Annotated in this window: 19 protein-coding genes; 18 read left to right on the top strand and 1 reads right to left on the bottom strand. The window is 68.4% G+C overall.

Annotated elements, in window-relative coordinates; translation table 11 throughout:
• Positions 1 to 44: 44 nt before the first annotated feature.
• From ACZ5LB_RS15550 to ACZ5LB_RS15485, 14 genes are all read left to right on the top strand, one after another.
• The gene (locus tag ACZ5LB_RS15550; RefSeq protein ID WP_464603123.1) at positions 45 to 524 is read left to right on the top strand and encodes a DinB family protein; all 480 of its coding nucleotides are present in this window, start codon (positions 45 to 47) and stop codon (positions 522 to 524) included.
• An 82-nt stretch (positions 525 to 606) separates the two neighbouring features.
• Positions 607 to 843, top strand: coding sequence for a hypothetical protein (locus ACZ5LB_RS15545; RefSeq protein WP_464603122.1), 237 nt, complete (start codon positions 607 to 609; stop codon positions 841 to 843).
• Complete coding sequence (locus ACZ5LB_RS15540; RefSeq protein ID WP_464603121.1) at positions 843 to 2,381, top strand: acyl-CoA carboxylase subunit beta; 1,539 nt, start codon at positions 843 to 845, stop codon at positions 2,379 to 2,381. The genes ACZ5LB_RS15545 and ACZ5LB_RS15540 overlap by 1 nt, the downstream gene beginning before the upstream one ends.
• Complete coding sequence (locus tag ACZ5LB_RS15535; RefSeq protein WP_464603120.1) at positions 2,381 to 3,217, top strand: lysostaphin resistance A-like protein; 837 nt, start codon at positions 2,381 to 2,383, stop codon at positions 3,215 to 3,217. Before ACZ5LB_RS15540 ends, ACZ5LB_RS15535 begins: the two co-directional genes overlap by 1 nt.
• Before the next feature lie 237 nt (positions 3,218 to 3,454).
• Positions 3,455 to 5,002, top strand: coding sequence for a M20/M25/M40 family metallo-hydrolase (locus ACZ5LB_RS15530; RefSeq protein WP_464603119.1), 1,548 nt, complete (start codon positions 3,455 to 3,457; stop codon positions 5,000 to 5,002).
• Between the two features lie 39 nt (positions 5,003 to 5,041).
• Positions 5,042 to 8,323, top strand: coding sequence for a putative selenate reductase subunit YgfK (ygfK, locus tag ACZ5LB_RS15525; RefSeq protein ID WP_464603118.1), 3,282 nt, complete (start codon positions 5,042 to 5,044; stop codon positions 8,321 to 8,323).
• A gap of 161 nt (positions 8,324 to 8,484) precedes the next feature.
• Positions 8,485 to 9,849 carry a nucleobase:cation symporter-2 family protein gene (locus tag ACZ5LB_RS15520; protein ID WP_464603117.1) on the top strand — a complete coding sequence of 455 codons (1,365 nt, stop codon included), beginning with the start codon at positions 8,485 to 8,487 and terminating at the stop codon, positions 9,847 to 9,849.
• A 100-nt stretch (positions 9,850 to 9,949) separates the two neighbouring features.
• Complete coding sequence (locus ACZ5LB_RS15515; RefSeq protein ID WP_464603116.1) at positions 9,950 to 10,834, top strand: hypothetical protein; 885 nt, start codon at positions 9,950 to 9,952, stop codon at positions 10,832 to 10,834.
• Between the two features lie 61 nt (positions 10,835 to 10,895).
• The gene (thrC, locus tag ACZ5LB_RS15510) at positions 10,896 to 12,110 is read left to right on the top strand and encodes a threonine synthase (RefSeq protein ID WP_464603115.1); all 1,215 of its coding nucleotides are present in this window, start codon (positions 10,896 to 10,898) and stop codon (positions 12,108 to 12,110) included.
• The gene (locus ACZ5LB_RS15505) at positions 12,107 to 13,468 is read left to right on the top strand and encodes an amidohydrolase family protein (protein WP_464603114.1); all 1,362 of its coding nucleotides are present in this window, start codon (positions 12,107 to 12,109) and stop codon (positions 13,466 to 13,468) included. Before thrC ends, ACZ5LB_RS15505 begins: the two co-directional genes overlap by 4 nt.
• Positions 13,469 to 13,487: 19 nt before the next feature.
• Positions 13,488 to 14,684 (top strand): knotted carbamoyltransferase YgeW, encoded by a 1,197-nt coding sequence (gene ygeW, locus ACZ5LB_RS15500; RefSeq protein WP_464603112.1) that lies wholly within the window; start codon positions 13,488 to 13,490, stop codon positions 14,682 to 14,684.
• Positions 14,685 to 14,702: 18 nt separating this feature from the next.
• Positions 14,703 to 16,160, top strand: coding sequence for a pyridoxal-phosphate dependent enzyme (locus tag ACZ5LB_RS15495; RefSeq protein WP_464603111.1), 1,458 nt, complete (start codon positions 14,703 to 14,705; stop codon positions 16,158 to 16,160).
• Positions 16,161 to 16,246: 86 nt separating this feature from the next.
• Positions 16,247 to 17,572: a putative aminohydrolase SsnA gene (gene ssnA / locus ACZ5LB_RS15490; protein ID WP_464603110.1), complete on the top strand. Its 1,326-nt coding sequence runs from the start codon at positions 16,247 to 16,249 to the stop codon at positions 17,570 to 17,572.
• Positions 17,573 to 17,574: 2 nt separating this feature from the next.
• Positions 17,575 to 18,666, top strand: a complete 1,092-nt coding sequence (locus ACZ5LB_RS15485; protein ID WP_464603109.1) for an XdhC family protein — start codon at positions 17,575 to 17,577, stop codon at positions 18,664 to 18,666.
• A 17-nt stretch (positions 18,667 to 18,683) separates the two neighbouring features.
• Here the strand turns inward: ACZ5LB_RS15485 and ACZ5LB_RS15480 are convergent, their stop codons facing one another.
• Positions 18,684 to 19,583 (bottom strand): MurR/RpiR family transcriptional regulator, encoded by a 900-nt coding sequence (locus ACZ5LB_RS15480; protein WP_464603108.1) that lies wholly within the window; start codon positions 19,581 to 19,583, stop codon positions 18,684 to 18,686.
• 68 nt (positions 19,584 to 19,651) lie between these two features.
• Between ACZ5LB_RS15480 and ACZ5LB_RS15475 the strand changes: the two genes are divergently transcribed.
• The 4 genes from ACZ5LB_RS15475 to ACZ5LB_RS15460 are packed head-to-tail and all read left to right on the top strand — an operon-like array spanning position 19,652 to position 22,864.
• Positions 19,652 to 20,431, top strand: coding sequence for an MBL fold metallo-hydrolase (locus tag ACZ5LB_RS15475; RefSeq protein ID WP_464603107.1), 780 nt, complete (start codon positions 19,652 to 19,654; stop codon positions 20,429 to 20,431).
• 15 nt (positions 20,432 to 20,446) lie between these two features.
• Complete coding sequence (locus tag ACZ5LB_RS15470; protein WP_464603106.1) at positions 20,447 to 21,556, top strand: hypothetical protein; 1,110 nt, start codon at positions 20,447 to 20,449, stop codon at positions 21,554 to 21,556.
• Positions 21,556 to 22,236 carry a LolA family protein gene (locus ACZ5LB_RS15465; RefSeq protein WP_464603105.1) on the top strand — a complete coding sequence of 227 codons (681 nt, stop codon included), beginning with the start codon at positions 21,556 to 21,558 and terminating at the stop codon, positions 22,234 to 22,236. The genes ACZ5LB_RS15470 and ACZ5LB_RS15465 overlap by 1 nt, the downstream gene beginning before the upstream one ends.
• A 28-nt stretch (positions 22,237 to 22,264) precedes the next feature.
• The gene (locus tag ACZ5LB_RS15460) at positions 22,265 to 22,864 is read left to right on the top strand and encodes an FHA domain-containing protein (RefSeq protein WP_464603104.1); all 600 of its coding nucleotides are present in this window, start codon (positions 22,265 to 22,267) and stop codon (positions 22,862 to 22,864) included.

Here is a 22,864-nt window from a genome sequence, read left to right as displayed (position 1 = left end):
TGGCTTTCCCGGGCCTTCGGCTGTATAAGATCCGCAGGTGAACCATGAACTCCCAGACTCGTGCTGAACTGCTCATGACCTATGCCCGGGGTCCCCAGGCGCTCCGGGACGCGGTGGAGGCGCTGCCCCCCGAGGCCCTCGACTTCCAGCCGGGCCCCGGGGCCTGGAGCCCCCGCGCCATCCTCCTCCACCTGGCCGAAGCCGAGGTCCACGGCTACCTGCGGGCCCGCACCCTCATCGCCCAGCCGGGCACCACCATCGTCCCCTTCGACCAGGACCGGTGGGCCTCCACCCTGGACGGCGCCGCCCAGCCCCCGGGGGAGGCCCTCGACCTCTTCCGCCTGCTGCGGGAAATGCTGGCCCGGCAGCTGCGGGCGCTGCCGGAGTCGGTGTGGGGACAGACACTCGTGCATCCCGAGCGGGGCACCCTGACGCTGGACCGGCTTCTGGAGCTGTACGTGGGGCACCTGGACACCCATCTGAAACAGCTCGCCCGGACCCTGGCCGCCTGGCGGGACCGCTGAGACGGGCTCTCAGCCATTTAGGCGTTGGCCGCGCCTTGCACGCAAAGTTACAATGAAGGGTTTGCGTACGGGAGTTGCCACCATGATCGGCCTTTGCCTCATCCTGCTCGTGGGGGGAACCCCGGCGAGCGCCCCCCCCAGACCCGCGGTGGAATTCGTGGAACTGCGCCGGGCCGTGGTGGTCCCCGCCGAGGCCCTGGACCAGGACCTGCCCGAGGCCGAGGCCGACGAGGCCCCCGAACCCGCGGCCCCCAACGCCCAGGTTCCCCTGCGCAAGGCCGCGGTCGTGCGGGCCACCGATCCCACCAAGGAGTACTGATGACCCTTCAGGAAAAATTCGACACCCTCCGGTCCCGCTACTCGGAGGCCATGAAGGGCGGCGGGCCGGCCCGCGTGGACAAGCAGCACCAGGGCGGCAAGCTCACCGCCCGGGAGCGGGTGGCGGCGTTCCTGGACGAGGGCTCCTTCGAGGAGGTGGACGCCCTGGCCCTCAACCCCACCCCCGGCGAGGCCAAGATGCCCGGGGACGGCGTGGTCACGGGCTTCGGCCGCGTCGACGGGCGCCCCGTGGCGCTGTTCGCCCAGGACTTCACGGTCGTCGGCGGCAGCCTCTCCCTCACCCATGCCCGGAAGATCTGCAAGATCATGGATATGGCCATGAAGGTTGGATGCCCGGTCATCGGGTTCAACGACTCGGGCGGAGCCCGCATCCAGGAGGGCGTCAATTCCCTGGCCGGCTACGCGGAGATCTTCCTGCGCAACACCATGGCCTCGGGCGTGGTGCCCCAGATCTCCCTCATCATGGGCCCCTGCGCCGGCGGCGCGGTGTACAGCCCGGCCATCACCGACTTCATCACCATGGTGCGCAACACCAGCTACATGTTCGTCACGGGCCCCGAGGTCATCAAGGCCGTCACCCACGAGGACGTGACCAAGGAGGAACTGGGCGGAGCCTCGGCCCACGGATACAAGTCCGGCGTGGCGCACTTCCTGGTGCCCTCGGACCTGGCGGCACTCGCCCACACCCGTGAGCTGCTCAGCTTCCTGCCCTCCAACAACCTCCAGGAGACCCCCCGCAGGGCGCCGCTCATCGAGATGCCCCTGGAGAATCCGGCCCTGGACGCGATCATCCCCGAGGACCCCAGCAAGCCCTACGACGTGCGCCAGATCATCAAGGGCGTGGTGGACGACGAGCACTTCTTCGAGGTGATGGACGCCTACGCGGGCAACATCGTCATCGGCTTCGGCCGCCTCGAGGGCCGCAGCGTGGGCATCGTGGCCAACCAGCCCGCGCACCTCGCCGGCGTGCTGGACATCGCCTCCAGCGAGAAGGGCGCACGGTTCGTGCGGTTCTGCGACGCGTTCAACATCCCGCTCATCATCATCGAGGACGTCCCGGGCTTCCTGCCCGGCGTGAACCAGGAGCACGGCGGCCTGATCAAGAACGGCGCCAAGCTGCTCTACGCCTTCTGCGAAGCCACGGTGCCCAAGCTCACCATCATCACGCGCAAGGCCTACGGCGGCGCCTACATCGTCATGGCCTCCAAGCACATCCGGGCCGACTTCAACTTCGCCTACCCCACCGCCGAAATCGCGGTCATGGGCGCGGACGGCGCCGCCAACGTGCTCTACGCCAAGGAGATCGCCAAGGCCGAGGACCCCGCCGCCAAGCGCGCCGAGATCGTGGCCGACTACAACGAGAAGTTCGCCAACCCGTATGTGGCCGCGGGCCTGGGTTACGTGGACGAGGTGATCATGCCCCGGGAGACCCGCAAGAAGCTGCTGCGTGCCCTCAACCTCCTGGAAGGCAAGCGCGAGTCCATGCCCCCCAAGAAGCACGGCAACATCCCGCTCTAGTGGACGGTCTTTTCATCGGATCCGGCAACGCCCTCCGCCCCGGCTGGAGGGCGTTGCTCTTCTACGTGGCGGCGGCCTTCGGCTACCGGCTGCTGCTGGACATCGTCCCGGGCGTGCCCAGGGCCGCGGGCCTCTGCGCGGTGCTGCTCCTGCTCTCGTGGCTCTTCCTGGCCCTGGAAGGCCGGCCCCTGGCCTCCCTGGGCCTGCGTCCGGGCGCGGCGTGGGCCCGGGAGTTCGCCCTGGGCGGCGCCCTGGGCTGCGTCATCATCCTCCTTTCGGCGCTGCTGGCGTACGGCGCGGGCGGCTTCCATCTCGCCAGGGGCGCAGGGGCGGGGGCCCTGGCCTCCGGGGCGGCCTACTACCTGCTGCCCGCGCTCAGCGAGGAACTGGGATTCCGCGGCTACATCTTCCAGCGCGTGGAATGGAGCCTGGGCACCCGCGGCGGCCTCGTCCTCATGTCCCTCCTGTTCGCCGCCGCCCACTTCTCCAACCCGGGAATGACCGGAACGACGCGGGTCCTGGCCGCCCTGAACATCTTCCTGGCCGGCGTCCTCCTGGGCCTGGCCTACCTCGGGACCCGCAGCCTCGCGCTGCCGCTGGGCCTGCACCTGGGATGGAACTGGTGCCAGGGCTCGCTTCTCGGCTTCGGGGTCAGCGGCACCCAGGCCCTGGGGTGCTTCGTTCCCGTGCCCCATGCCGGGCCCCTGTGGGTGACCGGAGGCGCCTTCGGGCTGGAGGGGAGTCTCCCCTGCACCCTCGTTTGCCTTCTGGCGGGTTACCTGCTGCTCTGTCGCTGGCCCGCTCGAGAGCCTAAGACGGCTTTTTTCAAGAAATGAATAATAGGTAAAAAATTTTTTTTCCAGTGAAAATTTTTTATTGATCTACGGGTCGTTTGTTCCCACAATGGTCCTGTCAACGTGGTCCAAACTTGAAATCCCGATATGCGGGAGCGGCTTCATGAAGCACCCCCTGCTGTGATCCAGGCCCAGTGCAGCCGCCTCTATCCTTTCCCAACCAGGGTGGCCCGGCGCCGTCGCCGGCGCGCCGACCCCCTTCCCCACCCGGAGGACTCCATGTCCAGTTCAGGCGTCTTGACCAACCTCGATACCCGCATCTCCGAGCTTGCGGCCAAGTACCTGCCGCTCGCCTCCGAAATGCTGCGTGAAGCGATCCGCATTCCCGCGGATTACGTGGACAAGCCCGTGGACCAGGGCGGCGACCCCGCCTGCGGCACCTCCAACCACGAGTTCCCCCGCATCGACTACCTGCGCAGGAAGATCGTCGAGATCAAGGCCGTGCGCCGCGACGAGGACGCCTTCTTCGACGAATTCGGCAATCTGGTCTGGTTCGTCGATGATCCCAACGACGGCATCGACCCGGACAAGAAGAAGGTCATCTACATCGACGGCCACACCGACACTGTCAAGCCGCTGCGCGCGCAGTGGCTCGCCAACAGCGGCGTGGACTGCTTCGACGGCATCGTGGACCCCGCGAAGGTCAACAAGACCTTCCTCAACAAGGAACTGGGCTACCTGCCTCCCGAAGGCGAGTGGAACCACCTCATCTTCGGCCGCGGCTCCGCGGACCAGCTGGGCGGCGTGATCAGCGCCGCCATCGCCACCAAGATCATGCTGGAACTGGAAGCCGAGGGCGCGCTCAAGGGCGTCATCGTGCGCTCCTACGCAACGGTCTGCGAAGAGGACAACGACGGCGCGGGTCCGATGTACCTTGTCCGCAAGGTGTTCCCCACCGCCAAGCCCCAGATCGTGCCCGACGTGGTGATCCTCACCGACAGCTCGGGCTGCTCGAAGAACGGCGCCCTGGGCATCTACCGCGGCCAGCGCGGGCGCATGCAGATCGAGGTCACCGTCACCGGCAAGTCCTGCCACGGCTCCATGCCCTGGGAAGGCAAGAACCCCCTGGAGTTCGGCGGCGCCATCCTGAAGGAGGCCGCCGACAAGTACGATCGCCGCATCGGCTTCCTGGACCACCCGTTCCTGGGCCACGGAACCCGCACGGCCTCCTGGTCGAAGCTTGACACGCCCAGCGACTGCGCCGTTCCCGAGAAGTTCACCTTCCGCTTCGACCGCCGCCTCACCATTGGCGAGACGCCTGAACAGTCCTGCGCCGACGTCGAGGCCCTGGATGCCGTGGCCGCCGCCCGCAAGGCCGGCCTCGGCGTGGAAGTCTCCATCCCCACCTACACCGAAGCCAGCTGGAAGGGCTTCGTGCTGAACAACCCCCAGGTGTACGTGGGCTGGGTCACCCCCGAGGAGCACCCCGCGGTGCAGGCCGCCGTGGCGTCCTACAAGAAGGTCATCTCTCCCAACGTGGACGGCAAGGTCGGCACCGGCGGCGTGGTCACCAAGGAGCCCCGCGTCGACCGCTGGGTCTTCTCCACCGACGGCGTCGGCTACCCGATGGCCATGGACTACAGCGTCCCCGGCAGCAAGGACAAGAAGTGGGTCGAAAACGGGATCTACAAGCACCCCGCCATGATCGGATTCGGCACCGGCATCGAGCAGAACACCCACAAGATCGGCGAATGCCTGGATGAGCGCGAGCTGCAGCACGCCGCGGCCTTCCTGGCCCGGTTCCCCACCGTCTACGCGGCGATGTAGCCTCAACCCCCCTGCCCCCCAAGCCAGACAGGTAACCCGATGGAAAAAGCATTCCGCCCCGCCCCGCTCGAGCTGATGGCCAGCTGGATCTTCCGGGATCTCGACGCCCGCGAGACGGTCCTTGGCATCCCCAAGGCCAATATCCAGATTCCCCACGCCAAGCTGGCGACGGAAATGTTCGGACACACCGTGGCCGCCCCCCTCGGGGTGGCCGCGGGACCCCACACCCAGCTGAGCCAGAACATCGTGGCCAGCTGGCTGTGCGGGGCCCGGTTCATCGAGCTCAAGACCGTCCAGATCCTGGACGAGCTCACCGTGAGCCGGCCCTGCATCGATTCCGCGGACGAGACCTACAACTGCGAGTGGAGCCAGGAGCTCAAGCTCGAGCAGTCCTTCGACGAATACCTCAACGCCTGGGTGCTCATCCACGCCCTGGCCCACCGCCTGGGCCTCAAGGATCCCGGCACGCACTTCAACATGAGCGTGGGCTACAACTTCGAAGGCATCCGCTCCGACCGCGTGCAGGCCTTCATCGCCCACATGCGCGACGCCTCCGACGCCCTGCCCGGAGCCATCGAGAAGGTGGCCAGGGTCTACCCCGCGGTGCGGGACCTGGCCATCCCCTCCCGCCTCTCCAACCACATCACCCTTTCCACCATGCACGGGTGCCCCCCGGCCGAGATCGAGCGCATCGCCACCTACCTCATCCAGGACCTGGGCGTGGACACGTGGGTCAAGCTCAACCCGACCCTCCTGGGCCCCGAGCGCCTGCGCGGCATTCTCAACGACACGCTGGGCTTCGACATCGAGGTGCCCGACGAGGCCTTCGGGCACGATCCCAAGTTCGCCGACGCCATGGCCATGGTGAAGAACCTGGCCGCCGTGGCCAAGGGCCGGCCCAACCGGTTCGGCCTCAAGCTGTCCAACACCCTCGAGGTGGTGAACCACCGTCCGGTGTTCCCCGCCAACGAGAAGATGATGTACATGTCGGGGCGCTCCCTGCACCCCCTGACCCTCACGCTGGCTTCGCTCGTGACCGAAGAGCTGGACGGGGCGGTTCCCATCAGCTTCTGCGGCGGCGCCGACGCCAACAACTTCCCCGACCTGGTCGCCGACGGCATGTATCCCGTCACCGTGTGCACGGACCTGCTCAAGCCCGGCGGCTACGCACGGCTCCAGCAGTACCTGGTCAACCTCGAGGACGCCATGACCTCCACGGGGGCCACGGACCTGCCGGGCTTCGTGAAGGCGGTTTCCGGCGGCCACGGCGCCCGGTTCAACCTTTCCCGCCACGCCATCCGCGCCGCCAGCGACGACACCTATTCCCGCCGCGCACGGCCCCTGGTCTTCAAGGGCGACCGCCCCCTGGGATCCTTCGACTGCATCGCCGCGCCCTGCGCCGAGGCCTGCCCCACCCACCAGAACATCCCCGACTACATGTGGCTCGTGGCCCACGGCCGGCCCGGGGAGGCCATGGACGTCATCCTGCGCACCAACCCCCAGCCCGGCATCACCGGCAGCGTGTGCGACCACAAATGCACCGAGCGCTGCGTGCGCAACTTCTACGACTCCCCCCTGGCCATCCGCGAAATCAAGCGCTTCGCCTTCGAGAACGCCACCCCCGCCGCGCCCGTCGCGGGCCCCGCCCGGGGCGTGAAGGTGGCCATCATCGGCGCGGGCCCCGCCGGCCTTTCCGCGGGCTACTTCCTGGCCCGCATGGGCTTCTCCGCCGAGATCTTCGAGGCCCGCAACGAGATGGGCGGCATGGTGAGCGGGGTCATTCCCGGCTACCGGCTCGCGAAGGAGACCCTGGAGGCCGACCTGGACCGCCTGCGGGCGCTGGGCGTCACCTTCCACTTCGGCAAGGCCCTGGGGCGCGACATCACCCTCGAAGGGCTGCGCCGGGACTTCCCCTTCGTCTTCCTGGGGGTGGGTGCCCAGAAGGGCAAGCGCCTGGGCATCCCGGGCGAGAACGCCGCGGGCGTCATGGACGCCCTGGAGTTCCTGGACAAGGTGCGCTCAGGCGCCCCCATGGACCTGGGCTCCCGGGTGCTGGTCATCGGCGGCGGCAACTCCGCCATGGACGCGGCGCGCAGCGCCCGGCGCCTGGTGAAGGACGGCGAGGTCACCCTCGTCTACCGGCGCACCCGGGCCCAGATGCCCGCGGACCCCGCCGAGGTGGAGGACTGCATCCAGGAGGGCATCGGCCTGCGGGACCTGGTGGCCCCGGATTCGGTGGAGGTCACCGACGGCAAGGTCACCGGCCTCGTGTGCGGAAAGATGAGACTCGGGGAGCGCGACGCCTCGGGCCGGCCGCGTCCCGTGGCCATCGATGGCGCCTTCGAGACGCTGCCCGCCACCACCATCATCCCCGCCATCAGCCAGGAGCCCGTGCTGGACTTCCTGGAGGGCCTCGGGGTGCGCCGCAGGAAGGACGGCACCCTGGAGGTGGATCCCGCCACCCGCGAAACCAGCCTGGAGGGCCTTTTCGCCGGCGGCGACGCGGTGCACGGACCCTCCTCGGTGATCCAGGCCATCGCCGACGGCCGGGCCGCGGCGGAAGCCATCGCCCGCCGGCACGGCGTGGCCATCCCCACGGAACCCCAGCTGGCCAAGGGCATCCCCGCGGCCGCCGCCATGGACAAGAAGAGCCGCACCCTGCGCCCCCAGACCGTCCCGGTGCTGCCGCTCACCGAGCGCGAAGGCTTCGCGGAGGTCATCCACGCCTTCAGCGCCGAGGCCGCCGCCCTGGAAGCCAGCCGCTGCCTGGACTGCGATGATCTGTGCAGCCTGTGCGTCACGGTCTGCCCCAACCGGGCCAACCTGGCCTATGCGGTGGAGCCCTTCACCCTCCAGGTGCCCACCCTGGTGATGCGCCAGGGGCGGCTCGTGGCCGAAGGGGCCCGGGACTTCCAGGTGGCCCAGGGCGTCCAGACCTTCAATGTCGGCGACTTCTGCAACGAGTGCGGGAACTGCGACACCTTCTGCCCCGCCAGCGGCGCGCCCTACAAGGACAAGCCCAAGTTCTGGATCGACGAGGAGGGCTTCAACGAGGCCAAGGGCGACGCCTTCCGCTTCGAGGCCCTGGCCGGCGGGGTGGGCCTGCGGGCCCGCCTGGGCGGCGAGGACCACACCCTGGCCGTGCGCGACGGCGTGGCCGAATACCGCACCGGGAAGATCGTGGCCCGCTTCCAGGCCCCCGGGTGGGACCTGCTCGGCTTCGAGGCCCTGGGCGCCCTGCCCGAAGGGACCCAGATCGACCTCGCCCCGTGCGCGACGATGCTCGGATTGCTGTTTGCCCAGGCCGAACTTCCGGTCTGATGAAAAATTTTCCAGGGACTGAAATTTTTTGTTGACGCGCGGGTCGTCTATTTTAAACTTACAGGCAAATCAACCGATCTTGCCCCCGCGCCGCCGCCAGGAAGCCATGCAGCCCCTCCCCTTTCCATCACGCCCGGAGAGGCGCATCCACGGAGTTTGAAATGAGCAACAATCCTGCGGTCCATCCCGTAGACGAGGTCCTGCCGCTGGGCAGGCTCTCGCTCCTGGGGATCCAGCACGTGCTCGTGATGTACGCGGGCGCCGTGGCTGTTCCCCTCATCGTCGGCGGCGCGCTCAGGCTCCCCAAGGAGCAGCTGGCCATGCTCATCAACGCCGACCTCTTCGCGTGCGGCGTCGCCACCCTCATCCAGGCGCTGGGCATCGGGCGCTTCGGCATCCGCATGCCCGTGATGATGGGCGTGACCTTCGCCGCGGTGAGCCCCATGGTCGTCATGGCCACCAACCCGGGCATCGGGATCACGGGCATCTTCGGCGCGGTCATCGTCGCGGGCCTCTTCGGCATCCTCATCGCACCCGTGGTGAGCTGGCTGCTGCCCCTGTTCCCGCCGGTGGTGACGGGCAGCATCATCTCGGTCATTGGCATCTCCCTGATGAAGATCGGCATCAACTGGGCCGCCGGCGGGCCCCACCCGGGGATCCCGGGCTACGGCTCCCTGGGCAACCTGGCCATCGCCGCCACGGTGCTCGCGACCATCCTGCTCATCATCCGGTTCGTGCGGGGGTTCTTCGCCAACATCGCGGTCCTCGCCGGGATCATCCTGGGCATGGTCATCTGCATCGCCCTGGGCCGCGTGAGCTTCGCCAACATCGGCGCCCAGCCCTGGTTCGCCGTCGTCAGGCCCTTCCAGTTCGGCTGGCCCACCTTCCACTTCGGCGCCGTGCTCACCATGTGCCTGGTGATGGTGGTGGTGATGATCGAGTCCCTGGGCATGTTCCTGGCGCTCTCCGAGATCACCGGCAAGCCCGTGGGGCAGAAGGAGCTCTCCGACGGCCTCCGCGTGGACGGCCTGGGCACGCTCATCGGCGGCGTCTTCAACACCTTCCCCTACACCTCCTTCTCCCAGAACGTGGGCCTGGTGGGCGTCACGGGCGTGCGCAGCCGGTTCGTGTGCGTGGCCGGCGGGGCGATCCTCCTGTCCCTGGGGCTCATTCCGAAGCTGGCCTTCGTGGTGGCTTCGGTGCCCCTCTACGTCCTGGGCGGCGCGGGCATCGTGATGTTCGGCATGGTGGCCGCCACGGGGATCCGCATCCTGGGCGGGATCGACTTCCAGAAGCACCGGAACGACCTCTACATCGTGGCCATCAGCATCGGATTCGGCATGATCCCCATGGTGGCCGACCGGTTCTTCCAGGAAATGCCGAAACCCCTCGAGCCCCTCCTCGGCAGCGGAATTCTCCTGGCCTCCCTCGTTGCTGTCGCGCTCAACCTGTTCTTCAACCAACTCAAACGCCGCGACGAGGCGAACGAGGAATCCATCACCGCCTCCAAGGCAAGCGAAGCCTGAGCACCCAAAAGAGGACTTTCAGGTCATCATTTCTTCAAGTTTCCCCCCCAACTCATGTGGCCACGCTGTTTCAGCCCGGCCCAAACCAAGGAGAACACGAATGAAGAAGCTCACGCTCGCCGCCCTGGGCATCCTCGCCCTCGCCACCCCCGCCAGCGCCGCCAACTGGAGCGACACGTCCATCGCCATCCGCCGGGGCAGCCAATACAAGGAGCCCGGAATCGCCGTCTCCATCGCCAAGACCTACGTGGCCCTGAACCACGTCTCCGGCTACGCCTACGGCGGCAACTTCTTCAACGTGGACCTCATCCAGTCCGACAGCAACGATCCTGCCAATTCCGAAGGCCCCGGCACCTCCGGCGGCGCGCACGAAGTCTACGCCACCTACAAGCACACCCTGAACTTCAGCAAGCTCTTCAACACCAAGACCGCCTTCGGCCCCGTGCGGGACGTCGAGTTCACCTTCGGTTTCGACTACGCCGCCAAGAACACCCGCTTCGCCCCCGCCGTATACAAGCTCATGGCCGGTCCCCAGTTGGCCTTCAACGTTCCCGGCTTCCTCAACGTCGCCCTCCTCTACTACAAGGAGAAGAACCACAACTCCTTCGGCACCTTCAACCCGCAGGGCGCCATGGACGTGACCTTCGATCCCACCTACCAGATCGCCGCCGCCTGGGGCATCAACGTCCCCCTGGGCAAGGTCAACACCACCGTCAAGGGCTTCGCCACCTACACCGGCGCCAAGGGCCGTGACGGCTCCTACGTGGAGACCAAGCCCGAGACCCTCGCGAACCTCCACTGGATGTTCGACGTGAGCCCCGTTTTCGGCGCCAAGAAGGGCACCTTCCAGATGGGCCCCGGCATGCAGTACTGGGACAACAAGTTCGGCGATCCCACCAACGACACCCCCGCCTCCACCCCCGCCGGCCAGGTCGTGAACCCCAGGACCACCGCCTTCCAGTTCTCCGTGGAATACCACTTCTAGAACCCGACCCCAACGCCGCGCGGGGGTTCGCCCCCGCGCGTTTTCCTCCAGGACCACCGCCATGACCCCATTCAGCTACCGGTGCACGGACTGCGGCAGAACCTATTCCCGCGACGAGGTCCGCTACCTGTGCCCGGAGTGCGGGAAGTCCTACCGCCCCGGCATCCCCCTCAAGGGGGTTCTGGAGGCGGTCTTCGACTACGACGCCATCGCCGCCGCCTTCGACCGGACCCGCCCGGACTGGAACCTCTTCTGCCCCGTGGAGACGGAGTTCCATCCGCCCCTGCCCGTGGGCGGCACCCCCATGGCACGGGTGGCGAGCCTGGGCGAGGAACTGGGCCTGGGCGAGCTCTGGGTCAAGAACGACGGCCTCAACCCCTCCGGCAGCCTCAAGGACCGCGCGTCCTTCCTGGTGGTCGCCGAGGCCCGGCGGCTGGGCATCGACCTCATCGTGGCCGCCTCCACCGGCAACGCCGCCTCGGCGCTGGCCGCGGTGTGCGCGTCCAGCGGCACCCGGGCCCTCATCTTCGTGCCGGAGAAGGCCCCCAAGGCCAAGCTGGTGCAGATGGTCCTCTACGGGGCGACCGTCGTGCCCGTGAAGGGCACCTATGACGACGCCTTCCGGCTCTCCCTGGAATACACCGACAAGCTCGGCGGCCTGAACCGCAACACGGCGTACCACCCGCTGACCCTCGAGGGCAAGAAGACCGTGGGCCTGGAGATCTGGGCGCAGGCGGGCTTCCGGGTCCCCGACGCGATCTTCGTGTCCGTGGGGGACGGGGTCATCATCGGCGGCGTGCACAAGGCCTTCGTGGACCTCAAGCGGGCCGGCCTCATCGACCGCCTCCCCCGCCTCATCGGCGTGCAGGCGGAATCCTCGGACGCCATCCACCGGTACGTGGAGACCGGCGTCTATTCCGACGCGGCCAACCCCACCACCCGGGCCGATTCCATCTCCGTGACCTGCCCCAGCAACGCCCACGGGGCGCGCAGGGCCATCCTGGAGAGCGGCGGCCTCACCCTCACCGTCACGGACGATGAGATCCTTTCCGCCCAGGCCGCCCTGGCCGCCCGCACCGGGATCTTCACGGAACCCGCCGGCGCCACCGCCCATGCCGGGCTGGTCAAGCTCCAGGGGGGCGCAAAGGCTCTTCCCTCTGGCGCACGCGCGGTTATCCTTGCCACGGGCAATGGCCTGAAGGACGTCGAGGCCCCCCTGTCCCGCATCTCCATCCCCCCCGCCATCGAACCCCGGCTGGAGTCCGTACCCCGATGAAGCTCGCCATCCGAAACGGCCGCGTGGCCCAGGGCGACACCCTCGTGAAGGCCGATGTCCTCGTGGAGGACGGTCTGGTCAAGGCCGTCGGCCAGGTGGGCCCCGCCGACCGGGACCTCGACGCCGCGGGCTGCTACGTGCTGCCCGGGTTCATGGACTTCCACACCCACGTGGACGACCACATCGGCCGCTTCTACCTGGCCGACAGCTACGAGACCGCGACCCGGGAGGCCCTGCTCAACGGGATCACCACTCTGTGCACGTTCGTGACCCAGGCCGAAGGCCAGACGCTGCGCCAGGCCATGGCCGCCGCCCGCGCCAAGGCCCTCGACCACTGCCACGGGGACGTGCTCTGGCACCTCACGCCCACCTCCTTCGGCCCCGGCGACCTGCGCTTCCTGGCCGCGCTGCTGGAGGCCGGATACCGCACCCTCAAGCTCTACACCACGTACCGGCCCGCGGGTCTCTACGTGAGCTACCAGGACCTGGGCGAACTCTTCGAGCGCCTGGCGCCGCTGGGTGCGACCTTCATGGTGCACTGCGAGGATGACGACATCATCGCCCACGTGGAGCCTTCGGCCCTGGATCTCTCCAAGGCCGTCTCCCACACGCGGCTCCGGTCCGAAGAGGCCGAAGTGGAGGCCATCCGGCGGGTGACGGCCCTGGCCGTGGCCAAGGGCGCCTCCCTGCACGTCGTGCACGTCTCCACCCTGGAAGGGGCCCGCGCCATCGTGGCCGCCAAGGGCGAGGGCGACGTCACCATGGAGACCTGCCCCCAGTATCTCTACCTGGACGACACGTTCCTGGAACGTCCCGACGGCCACCACTGGCTCTGCTCCCCGCCGCTGCGCGGGCATCGCGACGCCTTCCGGGCGCTGGCCCGGGAAGGCGCCTTCGACATGGTCGCCACGGACCATTGCGCCTTCCGCCCCGAGGACAAGGACAGCTGGAACGGCAAGGACCTGCGGCAGGTCCCCAACGGCATGCCCGGCCTGGGCGCCCTGCCCCACGTCACCTGGAAGATCTGGGAGGATGATCCCGACCGCTCCGCCCTGGGCCTGGCCACGCACCTCGCCCTCAATCCCGCCCTGAGGGCGGGGGTCGCGCACCGCAAGGGGGCCATCCTGCCCGGCATGGACGCCGACATCGTGGTCCTCGACCCGCAGGGTCCCGAGCGTCCCGTGCGCTCCACGGGCGTCCCCACCTTCGAACCGTTCCCGGGCTTCACCACGAAGCTGCATCTCCGTTCAGTACTGCTCCGGGGCGTCCCCCGGGTCCAGGATGGGCGCCTGCTGGAACCCGACCGTCCCCTGGGGGTCCCCCTCCAGCCCGATCCCGAAACGCTTCCTTTCAACTGATTCCTCAAGGAGGATCCCCATGACCGCGACCCCCACCATCACCGAGAACCTGCGCGCCTTCCAGGGCCTGAAGACGGACCTCTTCCACAAGGACTTCCTCCTCACCTGGGAGCATCCCGAGGAGGAGATCCGGGCCATCGTCACCCTGGCCGACACCCTCAAGCAGCTTCACAAGGCCGGCCATTCCTACAAGGCCTTCGACACGGGCCTGGCCATCTCCATCTTCCGCGACAACTCCACCCGCACCCGCTTCAGCTTCGCCAGCGCCGCCAACGCCATGGGCCTGGGCCTGTCCGACCTGGACGAGCAGAAGAGCCAGGTCGCCCACGGCGAGACCGTGCGCGAGACCGCCAACATGATCAGCTTCCTGACGGAAGTCATCGGCATCCGCGATGACATGTTCCTGGGCGAGGGCCACACCTACATGAAGGAAGTGGGCGACGCCCTCACCGACGGCACCGAGCGCGGCGTGCTCCACCGCCGGCCCAGCATCGTCAACCTCCAGTGCGACATCGACCACCCCACCCAGTCCCTGGCCGACCTGGCCTGGCTGCGCCAGCACTTCGGCAGCCTCGAGAACCTCAAGGGCAAGAAGATCGCCATGACCTGGGCCTACTCCCCCAGCTACGGCAAGCCCCTGTCCGTCCCCCAGGGCATCATCGGCCTCATGTCCCGCTTCGGCATGGACGTGCGCCTGGCCCACCCCGAGGGCTACGGCCTCATTTCCGACGTGGTGGACCTCGCCGGCCGGCAGGCCGCGAAGTCCGGCGGCAAGTTCACCGTCACCAACAGCATGGAAGAGGCCTTCGACGGCGCCGACATCGTCTACCCCAAGAGCTGGGCCCCCTACCAGGTCATGGAGCGCCGCACCGAGATGCTCAAGAACTCGGACAAGGAAGGGCTGCGCGAACTGGAAAAGGAGTGCCTGGCCAACAACGCCAAGCACACCGACTGGGAGTGCACCCGCAAGATGATGGACCGCACCGCCGACAAGAAGGCGCTCTACATGCACTGCCTGCCCGCCGACATCACCGACGTGAGCTGCAAGGCCGGCGAGGTCTCCGCGGAGGTCTTCGAACAGTACCGCATCCCCACCTACCAGGAAGCTGCCTACAAGCCCTTCATCATCAGCGCCCTCATGTTCCTCACGCGCCTGAAGGATCCCGGAGCCAAGCTCGAGCACATCGTCAACCGCGCCCAGGCCCTTCACCTGTAGGTCCCAGAGGAGTCACCCATGTCCAGAATCGTCAAAACCTACAACGAAGAAGTCGTGAAGCGCACCGCCAAGCGGTGCAAGGACCGGGGCATCATCATCCCCACCTTCGCCCAGATGCGCCACCCCGAGACCGCCCCCGAGTCCGTCAAGGCCCGCCTGAAGAACGTGGGCCTGTGGGACGTGGATCCCGCCAACCTCTTCCGCATCACCTGGAAGAACGACCATGAGACCGGCCTGTTCGGCGGTCCCAACCACCTGGAGATCCCCCGGGAGATCACCGGCGTCAAGGCCCGCATCATCGGCCTGGTCGGCAAGTACTTCCCCACCGGCGCCCACAAGGTGGGCGCGGCCTTCGCCTGCCTCGTGCCCCGGCTCGTGAGCGGCGAGTTCGACCCCGACAAGCACAAGGCCGTGTGGCCCTCCACGGGCAACTACTGCCGCGGCGGCGCCTTCGACTCGGCCGTGCTGGGCTGCACCGCGGTGGCCATCCTCCCCGAGAACATGAGCCAGGAACGCTTCACCTGGCTGGCGGAGATCGGCTCGGAAGTCATCGCGACCCCCGGCTGCGAGAGCAACGTCAAGGAGATCTACGACAAGTGCTGGGAGCTGAAGAATGATCCCATCCACATGATCTTCAACCAGTTCGAGGAGTTCGGGAATCCCGTGTGGCACTACAACGTCACGGGCCCGGCCATGGAGGACGTGTTCAACGGCATCAAGACGCCCGCCACGCGCCTGGCGGCCTACGTCAGCGCCACCGGCAGCGCCGGCACCATCGCGGCGGGCGATTACCTCAAGGCCCACCACCCCGGCGCCAAGGTCATCGCCACGGAAGCCTGGCAGTGCCCCACCCTGCTCATGAACGGCTTCGGCGACCACCGCATCGAGGGCATCGGCGACAAGCACGTGCCCTGGGTCCACAACGTCCGCAACACGGACGCCGTCGCCGCCATCGACGACGAGGACTGCATGCGCATCCTCCGGCTCTTCAACGAGCCCGAGGGCCAGAAGCACCTGGCCGGCCTGGGCATCAGCCAGGACGTCATCAAGAAGCTGGGCCTGCTGGGCATCAGCGGCGTCTGCAACATGCTGGCCGCCATCAAGGCCGCCAAGTACTGGGAGCTGGACGAGAACGACGTGATCTTCACGATCTTCACCGACAGCGTGGAGATGTACCGCTCCCGCCTGGAGGAGCAGACCACGGAGCACGGCGCCTTCACCGCCGTCGACGCCGCCACCACGCGGATCGGCAGCCTCGAGCGCCAGGGCGTGGACCACTTCAAGGAGCTCACCTTCCCCGAAAAGAAGGCCATCCACAACCTGAAGTACTACACCTGGGTCGAGCAGCAGGGCAAGACCTACGAGGAGATCTGCGCCCAGTGGGATCCCGAGTACTGGCGCCAGCTCTTCACGGAGGAGGCCGCGGCCTTCGACAAGCTCATCGAGAAGTTCAACCAGGAAGTGGCCCGGTCCTAGGCTTCCCCTGTTTGGGCCGGTGACGGGTGATATCATCACCACCCGTCACCGGCCTTTCCCTTGAACCCGGTATCAGGAACGTTCCCATGCGAATCCTCATTCACGGCGCCCCCGTCATCACCTTCGGCAATCCCTGCAAGGTACTGGAGGGCCAGGCCGTCCTCATCGAAGACGGGCGCATTGCCCGCATCGCGCCGAAGGCGTCCATCCCCGGACCCTTCGACCGCACCCTGGACGCCACCGGCAAGGTCGTCATGCCCGGCCTGGTGAACGCCCACATGCACTTCTACTCCACCCTCGTGCGGGGCCTGGGCAAGGCCGCCCCCAGCGCCAACTTCCAGGAGGTGCTCGACAACCTCTGGTGGCGCCTGGACCGCAAGCTCTCCCTGGACGACGTGGAGGTGAGCGCCGAGGTGATCCTCGCCGACGCCGTGCGCAAGGGCACCACCACCCTGGTGGACCACCACGCCAGCCCCTTCGCGGCCACCGGTTCCCTGGACCGCATCGCCAGCGCCGTGCGCCGCAGCGGCGTGCGGGCCTGCCTGTGCTACGAGGTCTCCGACCGGGACGGCCAGGCCGTGACCGATGCGGGCCTGGAGGAGAACGCGGCCTTCGCCCGGCGCTGCGCCGAGGAGAAGGACCCCCACCTGCGCGCCCTCTTCGGCCTTCACGCCGCCTTCACCCTCTCCGACAGGACCCTGGACCGCGCCGCCGCCATGGGCCGGGAGGCGGGGGTGGGCTTCCACGTGCACGTGGCCGAGGCCGCCTCGGACGTGGCGTTCAACCTCGACCACCACGGCCAGACCTCCGTGGCGCGCCTGGCCGCCCACGGCCTCCTGGGCAAGGGCAGCATCGCCGCCCACTGCGTCCACGCCACCGAGGCCGACCAGGAGATCCTGGCCTCCACGGACACCTTCGTGGCCCACAACCCCCAGTCCAACCTCAACAACGCCGTCGGCATCGCCGACGTCCTGGGCCTGGTGCGCCGGGGCGTGCGGGTGGGCCTGGGCACGGACGCCATGACCGTGAACATGCTGGAGGAGATCCGCGTGGCCATGTGGGCCCAGCACCTGCGGCAGGAGAACCCCACCTGCGCCTTCATGGAGATCGCGGGCACCCTGTTCACCCGGAACCCCGAACTGGCCACGCAGCTCTGGGGATTCCCCCTGGGCACGCTGGAGGAAGGCGCCGCCGCGGACGTCATCCTCGTGGACTACCACGCCCCCACGCCCCTGGACGGCAACACGGTCCTGGGCCACCTGGTCTTCGGCATCTCCCAGGCGACGGTGGACACCACTATCTGCGCGGGCCGGATCCTCATGGAGGGCAAGGTCCTGGCCAACGGCCTGGACGAGGCCGCCCTGGCCGCGAAGAGCCGCGAACTGGCCGTGAAGCTCTGGGACCGTTTCTAGCCATGCGGGGGTTCGGGGAGATCGCCGCCGGGCTGCGAACCCTTCCGGAGCCCTCGGCCCTGGCCACCCTGGTGCGCACCAGGGGAAGTTCGTACCGCAAGCCCGGGGCGCGGATGGTCTTCCGCCCCGGAGGCCTCCAGCAGGGCGGCATCAGCGCGGGCTGCATGGAGACCGACGTGAAGGAGCGGGTGGCGGCCGTGCTGGAGGGCCGCACCCCCCTGCTGGTCACCTTCGACCTGGGCAGCGAGATCGACCTCATCTGGGGCACCGGCATGGGCTGTGCGGGCCGGGCCGAGGTGCTCCTGGAGCGGGTGGAGCCGGGGCATGTGCCGCCCTGGCTGGAGCACTGCGAGCGGCTCGTGCGGGACCGGAAGTCCGGCCTTCTGGCCACGGTCTTCGGGGTCCGGGGCGAGGTGCCCATTTCCCCCGGGGACCGCTTCGTCTTCGAGGACGGACGCCCCCTCCAACCGGTCCCGTCCGCCCTGGAGGCCCCGCTCCGGACCCCCATTCCCTCCGCCGAGGCCCGCACCCTCCGGCTGGAAGGCGGGGAGGCCGATCTCCTCCTGGAACCCGTGGTCCCGCCCGTGGCCCTGTGGATCTACGGGGCCGGGGAGCACGCCATGCCCCTGTTCCGCCTGGGACGGGAACTGGGCTGGTTCCTGGGCCTGGCCGACCACCGCCCCGGCCTGGCCACCGCCGGGCGTTTCCCCGAGGCCGATCGCATCGTGGTGGGGCATCCCCCGGAATCCCTCGCCGGCATCCCCTTCGACACCCGCACCGCGGCCCTGGTGGTGAGCCACGTGTACGAGGCCGACAAGGCCGCCCTGGCCGCGCTCCTGAAGGCGCCCCTGGGCTACCTGGGCCTCCAGGGCAACCGCACGCGAAGCGCGCGGATGGTTCGGGAACTGCAGGCCGAGGACGGCCCCCTGACGGAAGCCGCCCGGTCCGTCCTGCACGCCCCCGCGGGCCTGGACATCGGGGCCGAATCGCCTGAACTCATCGCCCTCTCCATGATCAGCGAGGTGCAGGCCGTGCTCGCGGGCAGGCCGGGGCTGTCCCTCCGCGACCGGCAGGGACCGATCCATCCGGATTGACACGGGCTTGGCGGTCCCTACCCCTTGCGCTCGGCCTTGAACGCGCCCGGGCGCATCGGCAGCCAGTGGTCCACGAACAGCGGCTGGGCCACCTTGTCCGCGGCCTTCAGGCGGTGCAGGGTGCCCGACTGGTCCTGGCTGGCGGCCACGATGGCGAAGGCGTGGGCCAGGGCGGAGAACGTGGTGACGCTGCAGCTGAACAGGAGGTCCTCGCTGGGCACGGGGATCAGGATGTCGGCGTAGGGGGCCAGGGGGGAATCGGCGCGGTCGGAGAAGGCCAGGACGGGCACGCCCGAGGCCTTGGCGAAGACGGCGGAGTCCACGGTCTCCCGGCTGTAGGGCATGAAGCTGAGGACGATCATCAGGTCGTGCTCGCCCAGGTTGGCAACCTGGTTGGAGAAGTCCGAAGGGATGGCGGCGATGCAGGGCAGCCCCGCCTGGGTGAGATAGAAGGCCAGGATCAGGCTCATGACGTGGGAGACGCCCCGGCCCACGATCACGCGGTGCCGGGCCTGGGTGATCATCGCCACGGCCGTCTCCAGGGTGGTGTGGTCCACCACCTGGATGAGGCGGTTGAGGTTCTCGCCGTCCCGCCGGGCCACCTCGGCCAGGGCGCCGTAGATGTCGGTGGGGGCCTCCAGCAGCTCGAGTTCCGAATCCCCGCTCCGCTCATGGCAGGCCAGGCGGAGGGCATCCCGGAATTCGCTGAAGCCCTTGTAATCCAGGCGCTTGGCGAAGCGGACCACGGTCCCCACGCTCACGTTGGCGCGCTGGGCCATGGACTCGATGCCCCACAGGGCCCCGAGGAGGTGGTCGGACATGAGGACATCAGCGATCCGTCGCATCGCCTCGGGAAGGTCCCTGTAGGCTTCCGCGAGGCGTGACTGGATGGGGATGTCGGGTGCGGGATTCGTCATTTGATATCGATAAGTGTAGCACCATGGAGGGAAATCCCTGCAACCCCCGGCGCAGGTTATCCTGGGGAATGCGCTACGCCTCGCTCGCCTCGGGCTCCAAGGGGAACTGCCACGCCTTCTCGCAGGGCCCGGAAACCCTTCTGGTGGACGCCGGAATCTCCCTCAAGCAGATCCGGCTGCGCCTGGCGGAGGTGGGCTGGGACCCGGGTCAGGTGCGCGGGGTCGCCATCACCCACGAGCACTCGGACCACATCGCGGCCCTTCCCGTCCTGCTGCGCAACACGGACTGGGACATCCTCGCCACCCCCGAGACCCTCGCGCGGATCCAGGCCATCCAGGGCATCGAGATCCCCCGGTCCCGGTGGATCCCCCTCCGCGCGGGCGAGGCCGCGTCCTGGAACGGTTTGACCGTCCTGCCCTTCACCACGCCCCACGACGCGGCGGACTCCGTGGCCTACCGCATCGAGGCCGGGGGCGTCTGCGCGGCGGTGGTCACGGACCTGGGCCACCCCACCGCCCTGGTGGAGGACCACTGCAGGGGCCTCGACCTCCTGGTGCTGGAGGCCAACCACGACGTGCAGATGCTCCGGGAGGGCGGGTACCCCGCCGTGCTCAAGGCCCGGATCCTGAGCCGGGTGGGGCATCTCAGCAACGAGTCCATGGCCGAGCTCCTGGGCCGCGTGCTCTCCAGCCGCCTGCGCACCGTGGTCCTGGCCCATCTCAGCGAGCAGAACAACGATCCCGAACTGGCCCGGTTCACCGCCGGCGGGATCCTGGAAGGCACGGGGACGGCGCTGCACGTGGCGAGCCAGACGTCGCCTCTCCTGGTTGCGGACCCTGGACATTGAGCGGAGGATGATTCCATGACAACCCCCCGATTCCTCACCCGGACGGCCCTGGCCGTCACCGCCGCCGTCCTGCCCCTGGCGGCCCAGACACCCCTGTTCAACGACGCGCCCGCCTTCGGCGGTTCCAAGGTCTTCTCCGAGGGCATCAATCCCCTGGGGAACCCCGCGCGCTTCGACCGCGCCTCCGCGGGCTGGTACCTCACCTACGTGGACGGCGACCAGCGGGCCCAGGACAACCGGAGCCTGTTCCAGGACACCACCTCCGCGGACGCCGCGGTGGTGACCGCCGCCCTGGGCAAGCTCAAGGACGCACCCTGGGTCCAGCGCACCCGGGCCTACGGCATCACAGGATCCCGGGACGCCACCAACTTCGGGTTCACCCGCGAGGAGTTCCACACGGCCACGGCCCAGCCCGACCTGGACCCCGCCCATCTGTCCAGCGGGTCCGCCCTGCAGAACAACGCCTCGTACGTGGATGGCCGCCGGGCCATCGTGAACCGGGTCCATTTCGGCGGCGGGGCCCTGACCGCCGGGACCGCGGCCGGCTTCAACCTGCGCGTCGAGCAGTGGTCCCTGGGCGTGAAGACCCCCTACCTGAACCAGCTCCCCCCGGGCGTCTACACCTTCGCCCCCGGCGGCGCCTTCCCCTTCCGCTACACCGCGGACGAGCTCGCCCTGGGCCAGTCCGACACCGACCGGAAGTCCCTCATGGTGGCCCTGGACGCGGGCTTCACCACCGAGCTGGCCCAGGGCCTGCGCGTGGGCGTCACCGTCGACCAGCTCAACGGCAAGCGGCTCTGGGACGTGACGATGAACCCGCAGTACCGGGGCGCCCTGCAGCTCGACCTGGGCGCCAACACCCAGCTCACCCTCGAGAGCGACATCAATGCCACCATGCGCATGCCCTTCCCGGTCAAACAGCAGTCCAGCTCGGCCTCCCTGCGCTACCAGGTGAGCCCCTCGGTGATCTTCCTGGTGGGCGGCGAGCGCCGGAAGATCGGCGACGCCAGCGTGACCCGCCTGGGCGTGACCCTCCAGATGCGCACCGCCCGGATGTTCCTGGCGGTGGGCTTCCAGGCCGGCCAGGACAAGCCCCTCAAGGGCGCGACCCTCATGGTGAACTGATGGGCGGGCTCTTCCGGAAGGCCGCCTTCGTCGCCCTGGCGCTCCTGCCCCTCGCGGCGCAGCCCTCGGTCCAGGAAGTGGTGGCGCGCTTCGACGCCGCCCAGGCCAGGGTCGCCACCCTCCAGGCCCCCTTCAGCCTCACGATCCGCCGGGCCATGCTCAGGACTCCCACCGTGACGCGGGGCACCCTCTACCTGCAGGAATCGGACTTCGTCCATTTCAGCTTCGCCCCGCCCGAGGACCTGATCCTGCACCTGACCCCCAAGGCGCTCATCTCGTACAGCCCCGCGGAGGGCGCCGCCGAGCTCCTCAAGATCGGAATCATCCGGAACGCCAACCGCAAATTCCTGGGCCTGGGCCAGCGGCTTTCCTACCTTTCGGACTATTTCCGGATCTCGGCCGGGGACGGCAAGGGCGTGCCGGGGTCCATCCTGCTCACCCTCGAGCCCCGGAGCACCTCCGTGAGGAAGCGGATGCAGGTGCTGCTCATCTGGGTCGACAAGGAAACCTACCTGCCCCGGCAGGTGAACTGGGTGGAGCGCGGGGGGGATTCCTGGCTCCTGGAACTGGGGCCCCTGGTCACGAACCAGCCCCTTCCGGCGGCCGTCACCGGCTTCAAACTGCCACCGGGCATCCCCATCAAGGACGAGTTCAGCTTTTTTGCAACCAGAAGGAAGTAGAATTGGCCTTGGCATTCCTGGGGAATTCATGATCGTCATCTGCCCATCCTGTGCATCCCGGTTCCAGTACGGGGAAGAGCGCTTCCTGGGGGCGCAGTCCAAGCGCTTCCGGTGCCCGAAGTGCGGCGAGACCTTCGAGGTCATGAACCCGACCCTGGCGCCGGAACTCCCGCCCGTGCAGCCCACGCCCAGGCCCCTTCCCCCGGCCCCGCCCGAGCCCCCGCCCAAGGCCACCGAAACCAGCCGCCGCAAGGGCCGGGACGCCATGATGGACCTCACGAACCTGAAGAACGACGGCATGCCCTCCGGGCTGCGGTTCACCCTGGCCTTCCTCACCGGACCCTTCGCCTCCACCGTGCGGGTGCTGGATACCCCCCTGACCGTCATCGGCCGGGAGGAGGGGGACGTGGTGATCAGCGATCCCGAGATCTCCCGGCGCCACGCGCGCATCGAGATCCACCCCGACGGCACCGCCTGGCTCACCGACCTGGATTCCACCAACGGCACCTTCGTGGGCGGCGCCGCCATCGCCGGCCCCACCAAGCTCGCCGACCGCCAGGAGTTCTCCTGCGGCAGGAGCACCTTCATGCTGCTCATCCGGGACACCAACATCATCGGACTGGACTGA

It is taken from the genome of Mesoterricola sp. MK458 (genome assembly GCF_055384935.1).
This window is presented reverse-complemented; position numbering and strand designations above follow the sequence as displayed.

Excerpts from the sequence above, each read along its gene's own strand:
- thrC (WP_464603115.1), top strand. The coding sequence starts at position 10,896 with ATGACCCCATTCAGCTACCGGTGCACGGACTGCGGCAGAACCTATTCC.
- ACZ5LB_RS15530 (WP_464603119.1), top strand. The coding sequence starts at position 3,455 with ATGTCCAGTTCAGGCGTCTTGACCAACCTCGATACCCGCATCTCCGAG.
- ACZ5LB_RS15495 (WP_464603111.1), top strand. The coding sequence starts at position 14,703 with ATGTCCAGAATCGTCAAAACCTACAACGAAGAAGTCGTGAAGCGCACC.
- ACZ5LB_RS15470 (WP_464603106.1), top strand. The coding sequence starts at position 20,447 with ATGACAACCCCCCGATTCCTCACCCGGACGGCCCTGGCCGTCACCGCC.
- ssnA (WP_464603110.1), top strand. The coding sequence starts at position 16,247 with ATGCGAATCCTCATTCACGGCGCCCCCGTCATCACCTTCGGCAATCCC.
- ACZ5LB_RS15475 (WP_464603107.1), top strand. The coding sequence starts at position 19,652 with ATGCGCTACGCCTCGCTCGCCTCGGGCTCCAAGGGGAACTGCCACGCC.
- ACZ5LB_RS15545 (WP_464603122.1), top strand. The coding sequence starts at position 607 with ATGATCGGCCTTTGCCTCATCCTGCTCGTGGGGGGAACCCCGGCGAGC.
- ygfK (WP_464603118.1), top strand. The coding sequence starts at position 5,042 with ATGGAAAAAGCATTCCGCCCCGCCCCGCTCGAGCTGATGGCCAGCTGG.
- ACZ5LB_RS15515 (WP_464603116.1), top strand. The coding sequence starts at position 9,950 with ATGAAGAAGCTCACGCTCGCCGCCCTGGGCATCCTCGCCCTCGCCACC.
- ACZ5LB_RS15540 (WP_464603121.1), top strand. The coding sequence starts at position 843 with ATGACCCTTCAGGAAAAATTCGACACCCTCCGGTCCCGCTACTCGGAG.
- ACZ5LB_RS15465 (WP_464603105.1), top strand. The coding sequence starts at position 21,556 with ATGGGCGGGCTCTTCCGGAAGGCCGCCTTCGTCGCCCTGGCGCTCCTG.
- ACZ5LB_RS15480 (WP_464603108.1), bottom strand. The coding sequence starts at position 19,583 with ATGACGAATCCCGCACCCGACATCCCCATCCAGTCACGCCTCGCGGAA.
- ACZ5LB_RS15520 (WP_464603117.1), top strand. The coding sequence starts at position 8,485 with ATGAGCAACAATCCTGCGGTCCATCCCGTAGACGAGGTCCTGCCGCTG.
- ACZ5LB_RS15460 (WP_464603104.1), top strand. The coding sequence starts at position 22,265 with ATGATCGTCATCTGCCCATCCTGTGCATCCCGGTTCCAGTACGGGGAA.
- ygeW (WP_464603112.1), top strand. The coding sequence starts at position 13,488 with ATGACCGCGACCCCCACCATCACCGAGAACCTGCGCGCCTTCCAGGGC.
- ACZ5LB_RS15550 (WP_464603123.1), top strand. The coding sequence starts at position 45 with ATGAACTCCCAGACTCGTGCTGAACTGCTCATGACCTATGCCCGGGGT.
- ACZ5LB_RS15505 (WP_464603114.1), top strand. The coding sequence starts at position 12,107 with ATGAAGCTCGCCATCCGAAACGGCCGCGTGGCCCAGGGCGACACCCTC.
- ACZ5LB_RS15485 (WP_464603109.1), top strand. The coding sequence starts at position 17,575 with ATGCGGGGGTTCGGGGAGATCGCCGCCGGGCTGCGAACCCTTCCGGAG.